General features: G+C 51.4%; 17 protein-coding genes and 1 pseudogene. 13 read left to right on the top strand and 5 right to left on the bottom strand.

Annotation, left to right across the window (positions count from 1 at the left end):
- Positions 1-7: 7 nt before the first annotated feature.
- Entirely contained in the window at positions 8-412 is a 405-nt protein-coding gene (locus KXD89_RS18635) for a DUF2541 family protein (RefSeq protein ID WP_000843565.1), read from the bottom strand.
- A gap of 376 nt (positions 413-788) precedes the next feature.
- On the opposite strand from KXD89_RS18635, the gene dnaK reads away from it, so the two are divergent.
- The 3 genes from dnaK (at position 789) to KXD89_RS18620 (ending at position 5183) form a co-directional block, all read left to right on the top strand.
- A complete protein-coding gene (gene dnaK, locus KXD89_RS18630) occupies positions 789-2705 on the top strand; it encodes a molecular chaperone DnaK (protein WP_000516135.1) in 1917 nt (638 codons plus the stop codon).
- Positions 2706-2793: 88 nt separating this feature from the next.
- On the top strand, positions 2794-3924 hold the full coding sequence (dnaJ, locus tag KXD89_RS18625) for a molecular chaperone DnaJ (protein WP_001118476.1): 1131 nt from the start codon (positions 2794-2796) through the stop codon (positions 3922-3924).
- Between the two features lie 146 nt (positions 3925-4070).
- A complete protein-coding gene (locus KXD89_RS18620) occupies positions 4071-5183 on the top strand; it encodes an IS4-like element IS421 family transposase (RefSeq protein WP_001300563.1) in 1113 nt (370 codons plus the stop codon).
- Between the two features lie 193 nt (positions 5184-5376).
- On the opposite strand, the gene mokC is transcribed toward KXD89_RS18620, so the two are convergent.
- Positions 5377-5529: a type I toxin-antitoxin system toxin MokC gene (gene mokC / locus KXD89_RS18615; RefSeq protein WP_000809168.1), complete on the bottom strand. Its 153-nt coding sequence runs from the start codon at positions 5527-5529 to the stop codon at positions 5377-5379.
- Positions 5530-6114: 585 nt separating this feature from the next.
- On the opposite strand from mokC, the gene nhaA reads away from it, so the two are divergent.
- Positions 6115-7281, top strand: a complete 1167-nt coding sequence (gene nhaA / locus KXD89_RS18610; RefSeq protein WP_000681354.1) for a Na+/H+ antiporter NhaA — start codon at positions 6115-6117, stop codon at positions 7279-7281.
- Positions 7282-7346: 65 nt separating this feature from the next.
- Positions 7347-8246 carry a transcriptional activator NhaR gene (nhaR, locus tag KXD89_RS18605; protein WP_001338226.1) on the top strand — a complete coding sequence of 300 codons (900 nt, stop codon included), beginning with the start codon at positions 7347-7349 and terminating at the stop codon, positions 8244-8246.
- A 37-nt stretch (positions 8247-8283) separates the two neighbouring features.
- Here nhaR and KXD89_RS18600 read toward each other — a convergent pair.
- From KXD89_RS18600 to rpsT, 3 genes and pseudogenes are all read right to left on the bottom strand, one after another.
- Positions 8284-8421 (bottom strand): annotated as a pseudogene (locus tag KXD89_RS18600) (fimbrial family protein); the annotation flags it as partial.
- 15 nt (positions 8422-8436) lie between these two features.
- Positions 8437-9134, bottom strand: a protein-coding gene (locus KXD89_RS18595) for an IS1-like element IS1A family transposase (protein WP_094096600.1) whose coding sequence is annotated in 2 segments (ribosomal slippage) — positions 8437-8885 and positions 8885-9134 — 699 coding nt in all. Because the reading frame shifts where the segments join, the coding sequence is not laid out codon by codon here.
- Positions 9135-9440: 306 nt separating this feature from the next.
- Positions 9441-9704: a 30S ribosomal protein S20 gene (gene rpsT / locus KXD89_RS18590; protein WP_001274021.1), complete on the bottom strand. Its 264-nt coding sequence runs from the start codon at positions 9702-9704 to the stop codon at positions 9441-9443.
- A gap of 102 nt (positions 9705-9806) precedes the next feature.
- Here rpsT and KXD89_RS18585 point away from each other — a divergent pair, with 102 nt between their 5' ends.
- The 8 genes from KXD89_RS18585 to dapB all read left to right on the top strand — a co-directional run bounded on the left by KXD89_RS18585 (position 9807) and on the right by dapB (position 17821).
- On the top strand, positions 9807-10025 hold the full coding sequence (locus tag KXD89_RS18585) for a DUF2575 family protein (protein WP_001300728.1): 219 nt from the start codon (positions 9807-9809) through the stop codon (positions 10023-10025).
- A gap of 7 nt (positions 10026-10032) precedes the next feature.
- On the top strand, positions 10033-10974 hold the full coding sequence (gene ribF / locus KXD89_RS18580; RefSeq protein WP_000767329.1) for a bifunctional riboflavin kinase/FAD synthetase: 942 nt from the start codon (positions 10033-10035) through the stop codon (positions 10972-10974).
- Positions 10975-11016: 42 nt separating this feature from the next.
- Complete coding sequence (gene ileS / locus KXD89_RS18575) at positions 11017-13833, top strand: isoleucine--tRNA ligase (RefSeq protein ID WP_001286857.1); 2817 nt, start codon at positions 11017-11019, stop codon at positions 13831-13833.
- Complete coding sequence (gene lspA, locus KXD89_RS18570; RefSeq protein ID WP_000083372.1) at positions 13833-14327, top strand: signal peptidase II; 495 nt, start codon at positions 13833-13835, stop codon at positions 14325-14327. Before ileS ends, lspA begins: the two co-directional genes overlap by 1 nt.
- A gap of 124 nt (positions 14328-14451) precedes the next feature.
- On the top strand, positions 14452-14901 hold the full coding sequence (gene fkpB / locus KXD89_RS18565) for an FKBP-type peptidyl-prolyl cis-trans isomerase (protein WP_000004655.1): 450 nt from the start codon (positions 14452-14454) through the stop codon (positions 14899-14901).
- A gap of 1 nt (position 14902) precedes the next feature.
- Entirely contained in the window at positions 14903-15853 is a 951-nt protein-coding gene (gene ispH, locus KXD89_RS18560) for a 4-hydroxy-3-methylbut-2-enyl diphosphate reductase (protein ID WP_001166395.1), read from the top strand.
- Positions 15854-15918: 65 nt separating this feature from the next.
- Positions 15919-16833, top strand: coding sequence for a ribonucleoside hydrolase RihC (rihC, locus tag KXD89_RS18555; protein ID WP_001239142.1), 915 nt, complete (start codon positions 15919-15921; stop codon positions 16831-16833).
- Between the two features lie 166 nt (positions 16834-16999).
- Positions 17000-17821 carry a 4-hydroxy-tetrahydrodipicolinate reductase gene (dapB, locus tag KXD89_RS18550; protein ID WP_000543604.1) on the top strand — a complete coding sequence of 274 codons (822 nt, stop codon included), beginning with the start codon at positions 17000-17002 and terminating at the stop codon, positions 17819-17821.
- Positions 17822-18258: the final 437 nt, after the last annotated feature.

Here is an 18258-nt window from a genome sequence, read left to right as displayed (position 1 = left end):
TCTGGCGTTAGTCGTCGCCGATAATTTTCAGCGTGGCCATATCCGATGAGTTCACCGTATGACCCGAAAAGGTGATTTTTGAGACGCAGCGTTTATTGTCGTTATCGCTGTTAATGTTGATCCAGTCAGTGGTTTGCCCTTCTTTTATTTCTGAAGGAATATTCAGGCTCTGACTGGCGCTACGGGCGGCTTTGAAATAAACCGATGCACCGCTTAACTGTAAATCGCCATGGTCGGCAGAGAGTTGTATGCGTTTCACAATGCGACAAACAGGAAGTTTCAGCGCCAGATCGTTGGTTTCGTTACGCGGCATTGCAATGGCGCCGAGGAGTTTATGGTCGTTTGCCTGCGCCGTGCAGCACAGCATCAGGCTAATCGCCAGGCTGGCGGAAATCGTAAAAACGGATTTCATAAGGATTCTCTTAGTGGGAAGAGGTAGGGGGATGAATACCCACTAGTTTACTGCTGATAAAGAGAAGATTCAGGCACGTAATCTTTTCTTTTTATTACAATTTTTTGATGAATGCCTTGGCTGCGATTCATTCTTTATATGAATAAAATTGCTGTCAATTTTACGTCTTGTCCTGCCATATCGCGAAATTTCTGCGCAAAAGCACAAAAAATTTTTGCATCTCCCCCTTGATGACGTGGTTTACGACCCCATTTAGTAGTCAACCGCAGTGAGTGAGTCTGCAAAAAAATGAAATTGGGCAGTTGAAACCAGACGTTTCGCCCCTATTACAGACTCACAACCACATGATGACCGAATATATAGTGGAGACGTTTAGATGGGTAAAATAATTGGTATCGACCTGGGTACTACCAACTCTTGTGTAGCGATTATGGATGGCACCACTCCTCGCGTGCTGGAGAACGCCGAAGGCGATCGCACCACGCCTTCTATCATTGCCTATACCCAGGATGGTGAAACTCTAGTTGGTCAGCCGGCTAAACGTCAGGCAGTGACGAACCCGCAAAACACTCTGTTTGCGATTAAACGCCTGATTGGTCGCCGCTTCCAGGACGAAGAAGTACAGCGTGATGTTTCCATCATGCCGTTCAAAATTATTGCTGCTGATAACGGCGACGCATGGGTCGAAGTTAAAGGCCAGAAAATGGCACCGCCGCAGATTTCTGCTGAAGTGCTGAAAAAAATGAAGAAAACCGCTGAAGATTACCTGGGTGAACCGGTAACTGAAGCTGTTATCACCGTACCGGCATACTTTAACGATGCTCAGCGTCAGGCAACCAAAGACGCAGGCCGTATCGCTGGTCTGGAAGTAAAACGTATCATCAACGAACCGACCGCAGCTGCGCTGGCTTACGGTCTGGACAAAGGCACTGGCAACCGTACTATCGCGGTTTATGACCTGGGTGGTGGTACTTTCGATATTTCTATTATCGAAATCGACGAAGTTGACGGCGAAAAAACCTTCGAAGTTCTGGCAACCAACGGTGATACCCACCTGGGGGGTGAAGACTTCGACAGCCGTCTGATCAACTATCTGGTTGAAGAATTCAAGAAAGATCAGGGCATTGACCTGCGCAACGATCCGCTGGCAATGCAGCGCCTGAAAGAAGCGGCAGAAAAAGCGAAAATCGAACTGTCTTCCGCTCAGCAGACCGACGTTAACCTGCCATACATCACTGCAGACGCGACCGGTCCGAAACACATGAACATCAAAGTGACTCGTGCGAAACTGGAAAGCCTGGTTGAAGATCTGGTAAACCGTTCCATTGAGCCGCTGAAAGTTGCACTGCAGGACGCTGGCCTGTCCGTATCTGATATCGACGACGTTATCCTCGTTGGTGGTCAGACTCGTATGCCAATGGTTCAGAAGAAAGTTGCTGAGTTCTTTGGTAAAGAGCCGCGTAAAGACGTTAACCCGGACGAAGCTGTAGCAATCGGTGCTGCTGTTCAGGGTGGTGTTCTGACTGGTGACGTAAAAGACGTACTGCTGCTGGACGTTACCCCGCTGTCTCTGGGTATCGAAACCATGGGCGGTGTGATGACGACGCTGATCGCGAAAAACACCACTATCCCGACCAAGCACAGCCAGGTGTTCTCTACCGCTGAAGACAACCAGTCTGCGGTAACCATCCATGTGCTGCAGGGTGAACGTAAACGTGCGGCTGATAACAAATCTCTGGGTCAGTTCAACCTAGATGGTATCAACCCGGCACCGCGCGGCATGCCGCAGATCGAAGTTACCTTCGATATCGATGCTGACGGTATCCTGCACGTTTCCGCGAAAGATAAAAACAGCGGTAAAGAGCAGAAGATCACCATCAAGGCTTCTTCTGGTCTGAACGAAGATGAAATCCAGAAAATGGTACGCGACGCAGAAGCTAACGCCGAAGCTGACCGTAAGTTTGAAGAGCTGGTACAGACTCGCAACCAGGGCGACCATCTGCTGCACAGCACCCGTAAGCAGGTTGAAGAAGCAGGCGACAAACTGCCGGCTGACGACAAAACTGCTATCGAGTCTGCGCTGACTGCACTGGAAACTGCTCTGAAAGGTGAAGACAAAGCCGCTATCGAAGCGAAAATGCAGGAACTGGCACAGGTTTCCCAGAAACTGATGGAAATCGCCCAGCAGCAACATGCCCAGCAGCAGACTGCCGGTGCTGATGCTTCTGCAAACAACGCGAAAGATGACGATGTTGTCGACGCTGAATTTGAAGAAGTCAAAGACAAAAAATAATCGCCCTATAAACGGGTAATTATACTGACACGGGCGAAGGGGAATTTCCTCTCCGCCCGTGCATTCATCTAGGGGCAATTTAAAAAAGATGGCTAAGCAAGATTATTACGAGATTTTAGGCGTTTCCAAAACAGCGGAAGAGCGTGAAATCAGAAAGGCCTACAAACGCCTGGCCATGAAATACCACCCGGACCGTAACCAGGGTGACAAAGAGGCCGAGGCGAAATTTAAAGAGATCAAGGAAGCTTATGAAGTTCTGACCGACTCGCAAAAACGTGCGGCATACGATCAGTATGGTCATGCTGCGTTTGAGCAAGGTGGCATGGGCGGCGGCGGTTTTGGCGGCGGCGCAGACTTCAGCGATATTTTTGGTGACGTTTTCGGCGATATTTTTGGCGGCGGACGTGGTCGTCAACGTGCGGCGCGCGGTGCTGATTTACGCTATAACATGGAGCTCACCCTCGAAGAAGCTGTACGTGGCGTGACCAAAGAGATCCGCATTCCGACTCTGGAAGAGTGTGACGTTTGCCACGGTAGCGGTGCAAAACCAGGTACACAGCCGCAGACTTGTCCGACCTGTCATGGTTCTGGTCAGGTGCAGATGCGCCAGGGATTCTTCGCTGTACAGCAGACCTGTCCACACTGTCAGGGCCGCGGTACGCTGATCAAAGATCCGTGCAACAAATGTCATGGTCATGGTCGTGTTGAGCGCAGCAAAACGCTGTCCGTTAAAATCCCGGCAGGGGTGGACACTGGAGACCGCATCCGTCTTGCGGGCGAAGGTGAAGCGGGCGAGCATGGCGCACCGGCAGGCGATCTGTACGTTCAGGTTCAGGTTAAACAGCACCCGATTTTCGAGCGTGAAGGCAACAACCTGTATTGCGAAGTCCCGATCAACTTCGCTATGGCGGCGCTGGGTGGCGAAATCGAAGTACCGACCCTTGATGGTCGCGTCAAACTGAAAGTGCCTGGCGAAACCCAGACCGGTAAGCTATTCCGTATGCGCGGTAAAGGCGTCAAGTCTGTCCGCGGTGGCGCACAGGGTGATTTGCTGTGCCGCGTTGTCGTCGAAACACCGGTAGGCCTGAACGAAAGGCAGAAACAGCTGCTGCAAGAGCTGCAAGAAAGCTTCGGTGGCCCAACCGGCGAGCACAACAGCCCGCGCTCAAAGAGCTTCTTTGATGGTGTGAAGAAGTTTTTTGACGACCTGACCCGCTAACCTCCCCAAAAGCCTGCCCGTGGGCAGGCCTGGGTAAAAATAGGGTGCGTTGAAGATATGCGAGCACCTGTAAAGTGGCGGGGATCACTCCCATAAGCGCTAACTTAAGGGTTGTGGTATTACGCCTGATATGATTTAACGTGCCGATGAATTACTCTCACGATAACTGGTCAGCAATTCTGGCCCATATTGGTAAGCCCGAAGAACTGGATACTTCGGCACGTAATGCCGGGGCTCTAACCCGCCGCCGCGAAATTCGTGATGCTGCAACTCTGCTACGTCTGGGGCTGGCTTACGGCCCCGGGGGGATGTCATTACGTGAAGTCACTGCATGGGCTCAGCTCCATGACGTTGCAACATTATCTGACGTGGCTCTCCTGAAGCGGCTGCGGAATGCCGCCGACTGGTTTGGCATACTTGCCGCACAAACACTTGCTGTACGCGCCGCAGTTACGGGTTGTACAAGCGGAAAGAGATTGCGTCTTGTCGATGGAACAGCAATCAGTGCGCCCGGGGGCGGCAGCGCTGAATGGCGACTACATATGGGATATGATCCTCATACCTGTCAGTTCACTGATTTTGAGCTAACCGACAGCAGAGACGCTGAACGGCTGGACCGATTTGCGCAAACGGCAGACGAGATACGCATTGCTGACCGGGGATTCGGTTCGCGTCCCGAATGTATCCGCTCACTTGCTTTTGGAGAAGCTGATTATATCGTCCGGGTTCACTGGCGAGGATTGCGCTGGTTAACTGCAGAAGGAATGCGCTTTGACATGATGGGTTTTCTGCGCGGGCTGGATTGCGGTAAGAACGGTGAAACCACTGTAATGATAGGCAATTCAGGTAATAAAAAAGCCGGAGCTCCCTTTCCGGCACGTCTCATTGCCGTATCACTTCCTCCCGAAAAAGCATTAATCAGTAAAACCCGACTGCTCAGCGAGAATCGTCGAAAAGGACGAGTAGTTCAGGCGGAAACGCTGGAAGCAGCGGGCCATGTGCTATTGCTAACATCATTACCGGAAGATGAATATTCAGCAGAGCAAGTGGCTGATTGTTACCGTCTGCGATGGCAAATTGAACTGGCTTTTAAGCGGCTCAAAAGTTTGCTGCACCTGGATGCTTTGCGTGCAAAGGAACCTGAACTCGCGAAAGCGTGGATATTTGCTAATCTACTCGCCGCATTTTTAATTGACGACATAATCCAGCCATCGCTGGATTTCCCCCCCAGAAGTGCCGGATCCGAAAAGAAGAACTAACTCGTTGTGGAGAATAACAAAAATGGTCATCTGGAGCTTACAGGTGGCCATTCGTGGGACAGTATCCCTGACAGCCTACAAAACGCAATTGAAGAACGCGAGGCATCGTCTTAACGAGGCACCGAGGCGTCGCATTCTTCAGATGGTTCAACCCTTAAGTTAGCGCTTATGGGATCACTCCCCGCCGTTGCTCTTACTCGGATTCGTAAGCCGTGAAAACAGCAACCTCCGTCTGGCCAGTTCGGATGTGAACCTCACAGAGGTCTTTTCTCGTTACCAGCGCCGCCACTACGGCGGTGATACAGATGACGATCAGGGCGACAATCATCGCCTTATGCTGCTTCATTGCTCTCTTCTCCTTGACCTTACGGTCAGTAAGAGGCACTCTACATGTGTTCAGCATATAGGAGGCCTCGGGTTGATGGTAAAATATCACTCGGGGCTTTTCTCTATCTGCCGTTCAGCTAATGCCTGAGACAGACAGCCTCAAGCACCCGCCGCTATTATATCGCTCTCTTTAACCCATTTTGTTTTATCGATTCTAATCCTGAAGACGCCTCGCATTTTTGTGGCGTAATTTTTTAATGATTTAATTATTTAACTTTAATTTATCTCTTCATCGCAATTATTGACGACAAGCTGGATTATTTTTGAAATATTGGCCTAACAAGCATCGCCGACTGACAACAAATTAATTATTACTTTTCCTAATTAATCCCTCAGGAATCCTCACCTTAAGCTATGATTATCTAGGCTTAGGGTCACTCGTGAGCGCTTACAGCCGTCAAAAACGCATCTCACCGCTGATGGCGCAAATTCTTCAATAGCTCGTAAAAAACGAATTATTCCTACACTATAATCTGATTTTAACGATGATTCGTGCGGGGTAAAATAGTAAAAACGATCTATTCACCTGAAAGAGAAATAAAAAGTGAAACATCTGCATCGATTCTTTAGCAGTGATGCCTCGGGAGGCATTATTCTTATCATTGCCGCTATCCTGGCGATGATTATGGCCAACAGCGGCGCAACCAGTGGATGGTATCACGACTTTCTGGAGACGCCGGTTCAGCTCCGGGTTGGTTCACTCGAAATCAACAAAAACATGCTGTTATGGATAAATGACGCGCTGATGGCGGTATTTTTCCTGTTAGTCGGTCTGGAAGTTAAACGTGAACTGATGCAAGGATCGCTAGCCAGCTTACGCCAGGCCGCATTTCCAGTTATCGCCGCTATTGGTGGGATGATTGTGCCGGCATTACTCTATCTGGCTTTTAACTATGCCGATCCGATTACCCGCGAAGGGTGGGCGATCCCGGCGGCTACTGACATTGCTTTTGCACTTGGTGTACTGGCGCTGTTGGGAAGTCGTGTTCCGTTAGCGCTGAAGATCTTTTTGATGGCTCTGGCTATTATCGACGATCTTGGGGCCATCATTATCATCGCATTGTTCTACACTAATGACTTATCGATGGCCTCTCTTGGCGTCGCGGCTGTAGCAATTGCGGTACTCGCGGTATTGAATCTGTGTGGTGCACGCCGCACGGGCGTCTATATTCTTGTTGGCGTGGTGTTGTGGACTGCGGTGTTGAAATCGGGGGTTCACGCAACTCTGGCGGGGGTAATTGTCGGCTTCTTTATTCCTTTGAAAGAGAAGCATGGGCGTTCTCCAGCGAAGCGACTGGAGCATGTGTTGCACCCGTGGGTGGCGTATCTGATTTTGCCGCTGTTTGCATTTGCTAATGCTGGCGTTTCACTGCAAGGCGTCACGCTGGATGGCTTGACCTCCATTCTGCCATTGGGGATCATCGCTGGCTTGCTGATTGGCAAACCGCTGGGGATTAGTCTGTTCTGCTGGTTGGCGCTGCGTTTGAAACTGGCGCATCTGCCTGAGGGAACGACTTATCAGCAAATTATGGTGGTGGGGATCCTGTGCGGTATCGGTTTTACTATGTCTATCTTTATTGCCAGCCTGGCCTTTGGTAGCGTAGATCCAGAACTGATTAACTGGGCGAAACTCGGTATCCTGGTCGGTTCTATCTCTTCGGCGGTAATTGGATACAGCTGGTTACGCGTTCGTTTGCGTCCATCAGTTTGACAGGACGGTTTACCGGGGAGCCATAAACGGCTCCCTTTTCATTGTTATCAGGGAGAGAAATGAGCATGTCTCATATCAATTACAACCACTTGTATTACTTCTGGCATGTCTATAAAGAAGGTTCCGTGGTTGGCGCAGCGGAGGCGCTTTATTTAACTCCACAAACCATTACCGGACAGATTCGAGCGCTGGAAGAGCGCCTGCAAGGCAAATTATTTAAACGCAAGGGACGTGGTCTCGAACCCAGCGAGCTGGGAGAACTGGTCTATCGCTATGCCGATAAAATGTTCACCTTAAGCCAGGAAATGCTGGATATTGTGAACTATCGCAAAGAATCCAATTTATTGTTTGACGTTGGCGTGGCTGATGCACTTTCCAAACGCCTGGTCAGTAGCGTACTTAACGCCGCAGTGGTAGAAGGCGAGCCCATTCATCTTCGCTGCTTCGAATCCACCCACGAAATGCTGCTGGAGCAATTAAGTCAGCATAAACTGGATATGATCATTTCTGACTGTCCGATAGACTCTACGCAGCAGGAAGGCCTGTTCTCCGTGAGAATTGGCGAATGTGGCGTGAGTTTCTGGTGTACAAATCCACCACCAGAAAAACCGTTCCCGGCTTGTCTGGAAGAACGGCGACTTTTGATTCCTGGGCGACGTTCAATGTTAGGGCGCAAATTGCTTAACTGGTTTAACTCCCAGGGATTAAACGTAGAAATCCTCGGCGAGTTTGATGATGCCGCTTTGATGAAAGCTTTTGGTGCGATGCACAATGCAATCTTCGTTGCCCCAACGCTTTATGCATATGACTTTTATGCCGATAAAACTGTCGTAGAAATTGGTCGCGTCGAGAATGTGATGGAAGAGTACCATGCTATTTTTGCTGAGCGGATGATTCAGCACCCGGCGGTACAGCGAATCTGCAATACGGATTATTCTGCGCTTTTTAGTCCAGCGGTGCGTTAATCGGCAGCTCCCCCAAAGTTAAGGTGGGGGAGATAGATTAGTTGTACATTACCACGATTTTGACTCGGCTCATTATTTGCCCGCTTGAGACATTGTTTCCATATGTACGCGGGCGAATAAATAGAGGAATCTGATTACTTCCTTCATGGGGATGCTGAAAAGAGTAGTAATTGCTGGTAATGACTCCAACTTATTGATAGTGTTTTATGTTCAGATAATGCCCGATGACTTTGTCATGCAGCTCCACCGATTTTGAGAACGACAGCGACTTCCGTCCCAGCCGTGCCAGGTGCTGCCTCAGATTCAGGTTATGCCGCTCAATTCGCTGCGTATATCGCTTGCTGATTACGTGCAGCTTTCCCTTCAGGCGGGATTCATACAGCGGCCAGCCATCCGTCATCCATATCACCACGTCAAAGGGTGACAGCAGGCTCATAAGACGCCCCAGCGTCGCCATAGTGCGTTCACCGAATACGTGCGCAACAACCGTCTTCCGGAGACTGTCATACGCGTAAAACAGCCAGCGCTGGCGCGATTTAGCCCCGACATAGCCCCACTGTTCGTCCATTTCCGCGCAGACGATGACGTCACTGCCCGGCTGTATGCGCGAGGTTACCGACTGCGGCCTGAGTTTTTTAAGTGACGTAAAATCGTGTTGAGGCCAACGCCCATAATGCGGGCTGTTGCCCGGCATCCAACGCCATTCATGGCCATATCAATGATTTTCTGGTGCGTACCGGGTTGAGAAGCGGTGTAAGTGAACTGCAGTTGCCATGTTTTACGGCAGTGAGAGCAGAGATAGCGCTGATGTCCGGCGGTGCTTTTGCCGTTACGCACCACCCCGTCAGTAGCTGAACAGGAGGGACAGCTGATAGAAACAGAAGCCACTGGAGCACCTCAAAAACACCATCATACACTAAATCAGTAAGTTGGCAGCATCACCTACCTCAATGTGTATCACAATATCCATATTCTTTGTGGGGGAGTCTGGAGATTGAGTAGATATTCTTGTTCAGAATGTATCAGCCGATGGTTCTACGATTCTTAAGCCACGAAGAGTTCAGATAGTACAACGGCATGTCTCTTTTGACTATCTGGCAACCGGCAGTGTGTTCTCTCACGCATCACAAAAGCAGCAGGCATAAAAAAACCCGCTTGCGCGGGCTTTTTCACAAAGCTTCAGCAAATTGGCGATTAAGCCAGTTTGTTGATCTGTGCAGTCAGGTTAGCCTTATGACGTGCAGCTTTGTTTTTGTGGATCAGACCTTTAGCAGCCTGACGGTCCACGATCGGTTGCATTTCGTTAAATGCTTTCTGTGCAGCAGCTTTGTCGCCAGCTTCGATAGCTGCGTATACTTTCTTGATGAAAGTACGCATCATAGAGCGACGGCTTGCGTTGTGCTTACGAGCCTTTTCAGACTGAATGGCGCGCTTCTTAGCTGATTTGATATTAGCCAAGGTCCAACTCCCAAATGTGTTCTATATGGACAATTCAAAGGCCGAGGAATATGCCCTTTTAGCCTTCTTTTGTCAATGGATTTGTGCAAATAAGCGCCGTTAATGTGCCGGCACTCGTTACGTAGTGATGGCGCAGGATTCTACCAGCTTGCGGGGTGTGAATACAGCTTTTCCGCGATAAAAATTGCAGCAGGCGGTCAGTTTCTTCCCGTGATTTGCGCCATGGCAATGAAAAGCCACTTCTTTCTGATTTCGGTACTCAATCGCCGGTTAACCTTGACCGCTGTACAAGGTATACTCGGACGATTTTCACTGTTTTGAGCCAGACATGAAGCTGATACGCGGCATACATAATCTCAGCCAGGCCCCGCAAGAAGGGTGTGTGCTGACTATTGGTAATTTCGACGGCGTGCATCGCGGTCATCGCGCGCTGTTACAGGGCTTGCAGGAAGAAGGGCGCAAGCGCAACTTACCGGTGATGGTGATGCTTTTTGAACCTCAACCACTGGAACTGTTTGCTACCGATAAAGCCCCGGCAAGACTGACCCGGCTGCGGGAAAAACTGCGTTACCTTGCAGAGTGTGGCGTTGATTACGTGCTGTGCGTGCGTTTCGACAGGCGTTTCGCGGCGTTAACCGCGCAAAATTTCATCAGCGATCTTCTGGTGAAGCATTTGCGCGTAAAATTTCTTGCCGTAGGTGATGATTTCCGCTTTGGCGCTGGTCGTGAAGGCGATTTCTTGTTATTACAGAAAGCTGGCATGGAATACGGCTTCGATATCACCAGTACGCAAACTTTTTGCGAAGGTGGCGTGCGCATCAGCAGCACCGCCGTGCGTCAGGCCCTTGCGGATGACAATCTGGCTCTGGCAGAGAGTTTACTGGGGCACCCGTTTGCCATCTCCGGGCGTGTAGTCCACGGTGATGAATTAGGGCGCACTATAGGTTTCCCGACGGCGAATGTACCGCTGCGCCGTCAGGTTTCCCCGGTGAAAGGGGTTTATGCGGTAGAAGTGCTGGGCCTCGGTGAAAAGCCGTTACCCGGCGTGGCAAACATCGGAACACGCCCAACGGTTGCCGGTATTCGCCAGCAGCTGGAAGTGCATTTGTTAGATGTTGCAATGGACCTTTACGGTCGCCATATACAAGTAGTGCTGCGTAAAAAAATACGCAATGAGCAGCGATTTGCGTCGCTGGACGAACTGAAAGCGCAGATTGCGCGTGATGAATTAACCGCCCGCGAATTTTTTGGGCTAACAAAACCGGCTTAAGCCTGTTATGTAATCAAACCGAAATACGGAACCGAGAATCTGATGAGTGACTATAAATCAACCCTGAATTTGCCGGAAACAGGGTTCCCGATGCGTGGCGATCTCGCCAAGCGCGAACCCGGAATGCTGGCGCGTTGGACTGATGATGATCTGTACGGCATCATCCGTGCGGCTAAAAAAGGCAAAAAAACCTTCATTCTGCATGATGGCCCTCCTTATGCGAATGGCAGCATTCATATTGGTCACTCGGTTAACAAGATTCTGAAAGACATTATCGTGAAGTCCAAAGGGCTTTCCGGTTATGACTCGCCGTATGTGCCTGGCTGGGACTGCCACGGTCTGCCGATCGAGCTGAAAGTCGAGCAAGAATACGGTAAGCCGGGTGAGAAATTCACCGCCGCCGAGTTCCGCGCCAAGTGCCGCGAATACGCGGCGACCCAGGTTGACGGTCAACGCAAAGACTTTATCCGTCTGGGCGTGCTGGGCGACTGGTCGCACCCGTACCTGACCATGGACTTCAAAACTGAAGCCAACATCATCCGCGCGCTGGGCAAAATCATCGGCAACGGTCACCTGCACAAAGGCGCGAAGCCAGTTCACTGGTGCGTTGACTGCCGTTCTGCGCTGGCGGAAGCGGAAGTTGAGTATTACGACAAAACTTCTCCGTCCATCGACGTTGCTTTCCAGGCAGTCGATCAGGATGCACTGAAAGCAAAATTTGCCGTAAGCAACGTTAACGGCCCAATCTCGCTGGTAATCTGGACCACCACGCCGTGGACTCTGCCTGCCAACCGCGCAATCTCTATTGCACCAGATTTCGACTATGCGCTGGTGCAGATCGACGGTCAGGCCGTGATTCTGGCGAAAGATCTGGTTGAAAGCGTAATGCAGCGTATCGGCGTGACCGATTACACCATTCTCGGCACGGTAAAAGGTGCGGAGCTTGAGCTGCTGCGCTTTACCCATCCGTTTATGGGCTTCGACGTTCCGGCAATCCTCGGCGATCACGTTACCCTGGATGCCGGTACCGGTGCCGTTCACACCGCGCCTGGCCACGGCCCGGACGACTATGTGATCGGTCAGAAATACGGCCTGGAAACCGCTAACCCGGTTGGCCCGGACGGCACTTATCTGCCGGGCACTTATCCGACGCTGGATGGCGTGAACGTCTTCAAAGCGAACGACATCGTCGTTGCGCTGCTGCAGGAAAAAGGCGCGCTGCTGCACGTTGAGAAAATGCAGCACAGCTATCCGTGCTGCTGGCGTCACAAAACGCCGATCATCTTCCGCGCGACGCCGCAGTGGTTCGTCAGCATGGATCAGAAAGGTCTGCGTGCGCAGTCACTGAAAGAGATCAAAGGCGTGCAGTGGATCCCGGACTGGGGCCAGGCGCGTATCGAGTCGATGGTTGCTAACCGTCCTGACTGGTGTATCTCCCGTCAGCGCACCTGGGGTGTACCGATGTCACTGTTCGTGCACAAAGACACGGAAGAGCTGCATCCGCGTACCCTTGAACTGATGGAAGAAGTGGCAAAACGCGTTGAAGTCGATGGCATCCAGGCGTGGTGGGATCTCGATGCGAAAGAGATCCTCGGCGACGAAGCTGATCAGTACGTGAAAGTGCCGGACACATTGGATGTATGGTTTGACTCCGGATCTACCCACTCTTCTGTTGTTGACGTGCGTCCGGAATTTGCCGGTCACGCAGCGGACATGTATCTGGAAGGTTCTGACCAACACCGCGGCTGGTTCATGTCTTCCCTAATGATCTCCACCGCGATGAAGGGTAAAGCGCCGTATCGTCAGGTACTGACCCACGGCTTTACCGTGGATGGTCAGGGCCGCAAGATGTCTAAATCCATCGGCAATACCGTTTCGCCGCAGGATGTGATGAACAAACTGGGCGCGGATATTCTGCGTCTGTGGGTGGCATCAACCGACTACACCGGTGAAATGGCCGTTTCTGACGAGATCCTGAAACGTGCTGCCGATAGCTATCGTCGTATCCGTAACACCGCGCGCTTCCTGCTGGCAAACCTGAACGGTTTTGATCCAGCAAAAGATATGGTGAAACCGGAAGAGATGGTGGTACTGGATCGCTGGGCCGTAGGTTGTGCGAAAGCGGCACAGGAAGACATCCTCAAGGCGTACGAAGCATACGATTTCCACGAAGTGGTACAGCGTCTGATGCGCTTCTGCTCCGTTGAGATGGGTTCCTTCTACCTCGACATCATCAAAGACCGTCAGTACACCGCCAAAGCGGACAGTGTGGCGCGTCGTAGCTGCCAGACTGCGCTATATCACATCGCAGAAGCGCTGGTGCGCTGGATGGCACCAATCCTCTCCTTCACCGCTGATGAAGTGTGGGGCTACCTGCCGGGCGAACGTGAAAAATACGTCTTCACCGGTGAGTGGTACGAAGGCCTGTTTGGCCTGGCAGACAGTGAAGCGATGAACGATGCGTTCTGGGACGAGCTGTTGAAAGTGCGTGGCGAAGTGAACAAAGTCATTGAGCAAGCGCGTGCCGACAAGAAAGTGGGTGGCTCGCTGGAAGCGGCAGTAACCTTGTATGCAGAACCGGAACTGTCGGCGAAACTGACCGCGCTGGGCGATGAATTACGATTTGTCCTGTTGACCTCCGGCGCTACCGTTGCAGACTATAACGACGCACCTGCTGATGCTCAGCAGAGCGAAGTACTCAAAGGGCTGAAAGTCGCGTTGAGTAAAGCCGAAGGTGAGAAGTGCCCACGCTGCTGGCACTACACCCAGGATGTCGGCAAGGTGGCGGAACACGCAGAAATCTGCGGCCGCTGTGTCAGCAACGTCGCCGGTGACGGTGAAAAACGTAAGTTTGCCTGATGAGTCAATCGATCTGTTCAACAGGGCTACGCTGGCTGTGGCTGGTGGTAGTCGTGCTGATTATCGATCTGGGCAGCAAATACCTGATCCTCCAGAACTTTGCTCTGGGGGATACGGTCCCGCTGTTCCCGTCGCTTAATCTGCATTATGCGCGTAACTATGGCGCGGCGTTTAGTTTCCTTGCCGATAGCGGCGGCTGGCAGCGTTGGTTCTTTGCCGGTATTGCGATTGGTATTAGCGTGATCCTGGCAGTGATGATGTATCGCTCGAAGGCCACGCAGAAGCTAAACAATATCGCTTACGCGCTGATTATTGGCGGCGCGCTGGGCAACCTGTTCGACCGCCTGTGGCACGGCTTCGTTGTCGATATGATCGACTTCTACGTCGGCGACTGGCACTTCGCCACCTTCAACCTTGCCGATACTGCCATCTGTGTCGGTGCGGCACTGATTGTGCTGGAAGGTTTTTTGCCTTCTAGAGCGAAAAAACAATAATAAACCCTGCCGGATGCGATGCTGACGCATCTTATCCGGCCTACAGATTGCTGCGAAATCGTAGGCCGGATAAGGCGTTTACGCCGCATCCGGCAAAAATCCTTAAATATAAGAGCAAACCTGCATGTCTGAATCTGTACAGAGCAATAGCGCCGTCCTGGTGCACTTCACGCTAAAACTCGACGATGGCACCACCGCCGAGTCTACCCGCAACAACGGTAAACCGGCGCTGTTCCGCCTGGGTGATGCTTCTCTTTCTGAAGGGCTGGAGCAACACCTGTTGGGGCTGAAAGTGGGCGATAAAACCACCTTCTCGTTGGAGCCAGATGCGGCGTTTGGCGTGCCGTCACCGGACCTGATTCAGTACTTCTCCCGCCGTGAATTTATGGATGCAGGCGAGCCAGAAATTGGCGCAATCATGCTTTTTACCGCAATGGATGGCAGTGAGATGCCTGGCGTGATCCGCGAAATTAACGGCGACTCCATTACCGTTGATTTCAACCATCCGCTGGCCGGGCAGACCGTTCATTTTGATATTGAAGTGCTGGAAATCGATCCGGCACTGGAGGCGTAACATGCAGATCCTGTTGGCCAACCCGCGTGGTTTTTGTGCCGGGGTAGACCGCGCTATCAGCATTGTTGAAAACGCGCTGGCCATTTACGGCGCACCGATATATGTCCGTCACGAAGTGGTACATAACCGCTATGTGGTCGATAGCTTGCGTGAGCGTGGGGCTATCTTTATTGAGCAGATTAGCGAAGTACCGGACGGCGCGATCCTGATTTTCTCCGCACACGGTGTTTCTCAGGCGGTACGTAACGAAGCAAAAAGTCGCGATTTGACGGTGTTTGATGCCACCTGTCCGCTGGTGACCAAAGTGCATATGGAAGTCGCCCGCGCCAGTCGCCGTGGCGAAGAATCTATTCTCATCGGTCACGCCGGGCACCCGGAAGTGGAAGGGACAATGGGCCAGTACAGTAACCCGGAAGGGGGAATGTATCTGGTCGAATCGCCGGACGATGTGTGGAAACTGACGGTCAAAAACGAAGAGAAGCTCTCCTTTATGACCCAGACCACGCTGTCGGTGGATGACACGTCTGATGTGATCGACGCGCTGCGTAAACGCTTCCCGAAAATTGTCGGTCCGCGCAAAGATGACATCTGCTACGCCACGACTAACCGTCAGGAAGCGGTACGCGCCCTGGCAGAACAGGCGGAAGTTGTGTTGGTGGTCGGTTCGAAAAACTCCTCCAACTCCAACCGTCTGGCGGAGCTGGCCCAGCGTATGGGCAAACGCGCGTTTTTGATTGACGATGCGAAAGACATCCAGGAAGAGTGGGTGAAAGAGGTTAAATGCGTCGGCGTGACTGCGGGCGCATCGGCTCCGGATATTCTGGTGCAGAATGTGGTGGCACGTTTGCAGCAGCTGGGCGGTGGTGAAGCCATTCCGCTGGAAGGCCGTGAAGAAAACATTGTTTTCGAAGTGCCGAAAGAGCTGCGTGTCGATATTCGTGAAGTCGATTAAGTCATTAGCAGCCTAAGTTATGCGAAAATGCCGGTCTTGTTACCGGCATTTTTTATGGAGAAAACATGCGTTTACCTATCTTCCTCGATACTGACCCCGGCATTGACGATGCCGTCGCCATTGCCGCCGCGATTTTTGCACCCGAACTCGACCTGCAACTGATGACCACCGTCGCGGGTAATGTCTCGGTTGAGAAAACTACCCGCAATGCCCTGCAACTGCTGCATTTCTGGAATGCGGAGATTCCGCTCGCCCAAGGGGCCGCTGTGCCACTGGTACGCGCACCGCGTGATGCGGCATCTGTGCACGGCGAATCGGGAATGGCTGGCTACGACTTTGTTGAGCACAACCGAAAGCCGCTCGGGATACCGGCGTTTCTGGCGATTCGGGATGCCCTGATGCGTGCACCAGAGCCTGTTACCCTGGTGGCCATCGGCCCGTTAACCAATATTGCGCTGTTACTTTCACAATGCCCGGAATGCAAGCCGTATATTCGCCGTCTGGTGATCATGGGTGGTTCTGCCGGACGCGGCAACTGTACGCCAAACGCCGAGTTTAATATTGCTGCCGATCCAGAAGCTGCTGCCTGTGTCTTCCGCAGTGGTATTGAAATCGTCATGTGCGGTTTGGATGTCACCAATCAGGCAATATTAACTCCTGACTATCTCTCTACACTGCCGCAGTTAAACCGTACCGGGAAAATGCTTCACGCCCTGTTTAGCCACTACCGTAGCGGCAGTATGCAAAGCGGCTTGCGAATGCACGATCTCTGCGCCATCGCCTGGCTGGTGCGCCCGGACCTGTTCACTCTCAAACCCTGTTTTGTGGCAGTGGAAACTCAGGGCGAATTTACCTCAGGCACGACGGTGGTTGATATCGACGGTTGCCTGGGCAAGCCAGCCAATGTACAGGTGGCATTGGATCTGGATGTGAAAGGCTTCCAGCAGTGGGTGGCTGAGGTGCTGGCTCTGGCGTCGTAACCTGTCACATGTTATTGGCATGCAGTCATTCATCGACTCATGCCTTTCACTGATATCCCTCCCTGTTTATCATTAATTTCTAATTATCAGCGTTTTTGGCTGGCGGCGTAGCGATGCGCTGGTTACTCTGAAAACGGTCTATGCAAATTAACAAAAGAGAATAGCTATGCATGATGCAAACATCCGCGTTGCCATCGCGGGAGCCGGGGGGCGTATGGGCCGCCAGTTGATTCAGGCGGCGCTGGCATTAGAGGGCGTGCAGTTGGGCGCTGCGCTGGAGCGTGAAGGATCTTCTTTACTGGGCAGCGACGCCGGTGAGCTGGCCGGAGCCGGGAAAACAGGCGTTACCGTGCAAAGCAGCCTCGATGCGGTAAAAGATGATTTTGATGTGTTTATCGATTTTACCCGTCCGGAAGGTACGCTGAACCATCTCGCTTTTTGTCGCCAGCATGGCAAAGGGATGGTGATCGGCACTACGGGGTTTGACGAAGCCGGTAAACAAGCAATTCGTGACGCCGCTGCCGATATTGCGATTGTCTTTGCTGCCAATTTTAGCGTTGGCGTTAACGTCATGCTTAAGCTGCTGGAGAAAGCAGCCAAAGTGATGGGTGACTACACCGATATCGAAATTATTGAAGCACATCATAGACATAAAGTTGATGCGCCGTCAGGCACCGCACTGGCAATGGGAGAGGCGATCGCCCACGCCCTTGATAAAGATCTGAAAGATTGCGCGGTCTACAGTCGTGAAGGCCACACCGGTGAACGTGTGCCTGGCACCATTGGTTTTGCCACCGTGCGTGCAGGTGACATCGTTGGTGAACATACCGCGATGTTTGCCGATATTGGCGAGCGTCTGGAGATCACCCATAAGGCGTCCAGCCGTATGACATTTGCTAACGGCGCGGTAAGATCGGCTTTGTGGTTGAGTGGTAAGGAAAGCGGTCTTTTTGATATGCGAGATGTACTTGATCTCAATAATTTGTAACCACAAAATATTTGTTATGGTGCAAAAATAACACATTTAATTTATTGATTATAAAGGGCTTTAATTTTTGGCCCTTTTATTTTTGGTGTTATGTTTTTAAATTGTCTATAAGTGCCAAAAATTACATGTTTTGTCTTCTGTTTTTGTTGTTTTAATGTAAATTTTGACCATTTGGTCCACTTTTTTCTGCTCGTTTTTATTTCATGCAATCTTCTTGCTGCGCAAGCGTTTTCCAGAACAGGTTAGATGATCTTTTTGTCGCTTAATGCCTGTAAAACATGCATGAGCCACAAAATAATATAAAAAATCCCGCCATTAAGTTGACTTTTAGCGCCCATATCTCCAGAATGCCGCCGTTTGCCAGAAATTCGTCGGTAAGCAGATTTGCATTGATTTACGTCATCATTGTGAATTAATATGCAAATAAAGTGAGTGAA

Source organism: Escherichia sp. TC-EC600-tetX4, assembly GCF_019356055.1.
Classification (GTDB): domain Bacteria; phylum Pseudomonadota; class Gammaproteobacteria; order Enterobacterales; family Enterobacteriaceae.
This window is presented reverse-complemented; position numbering and strand designations above follow the sequence as displayed.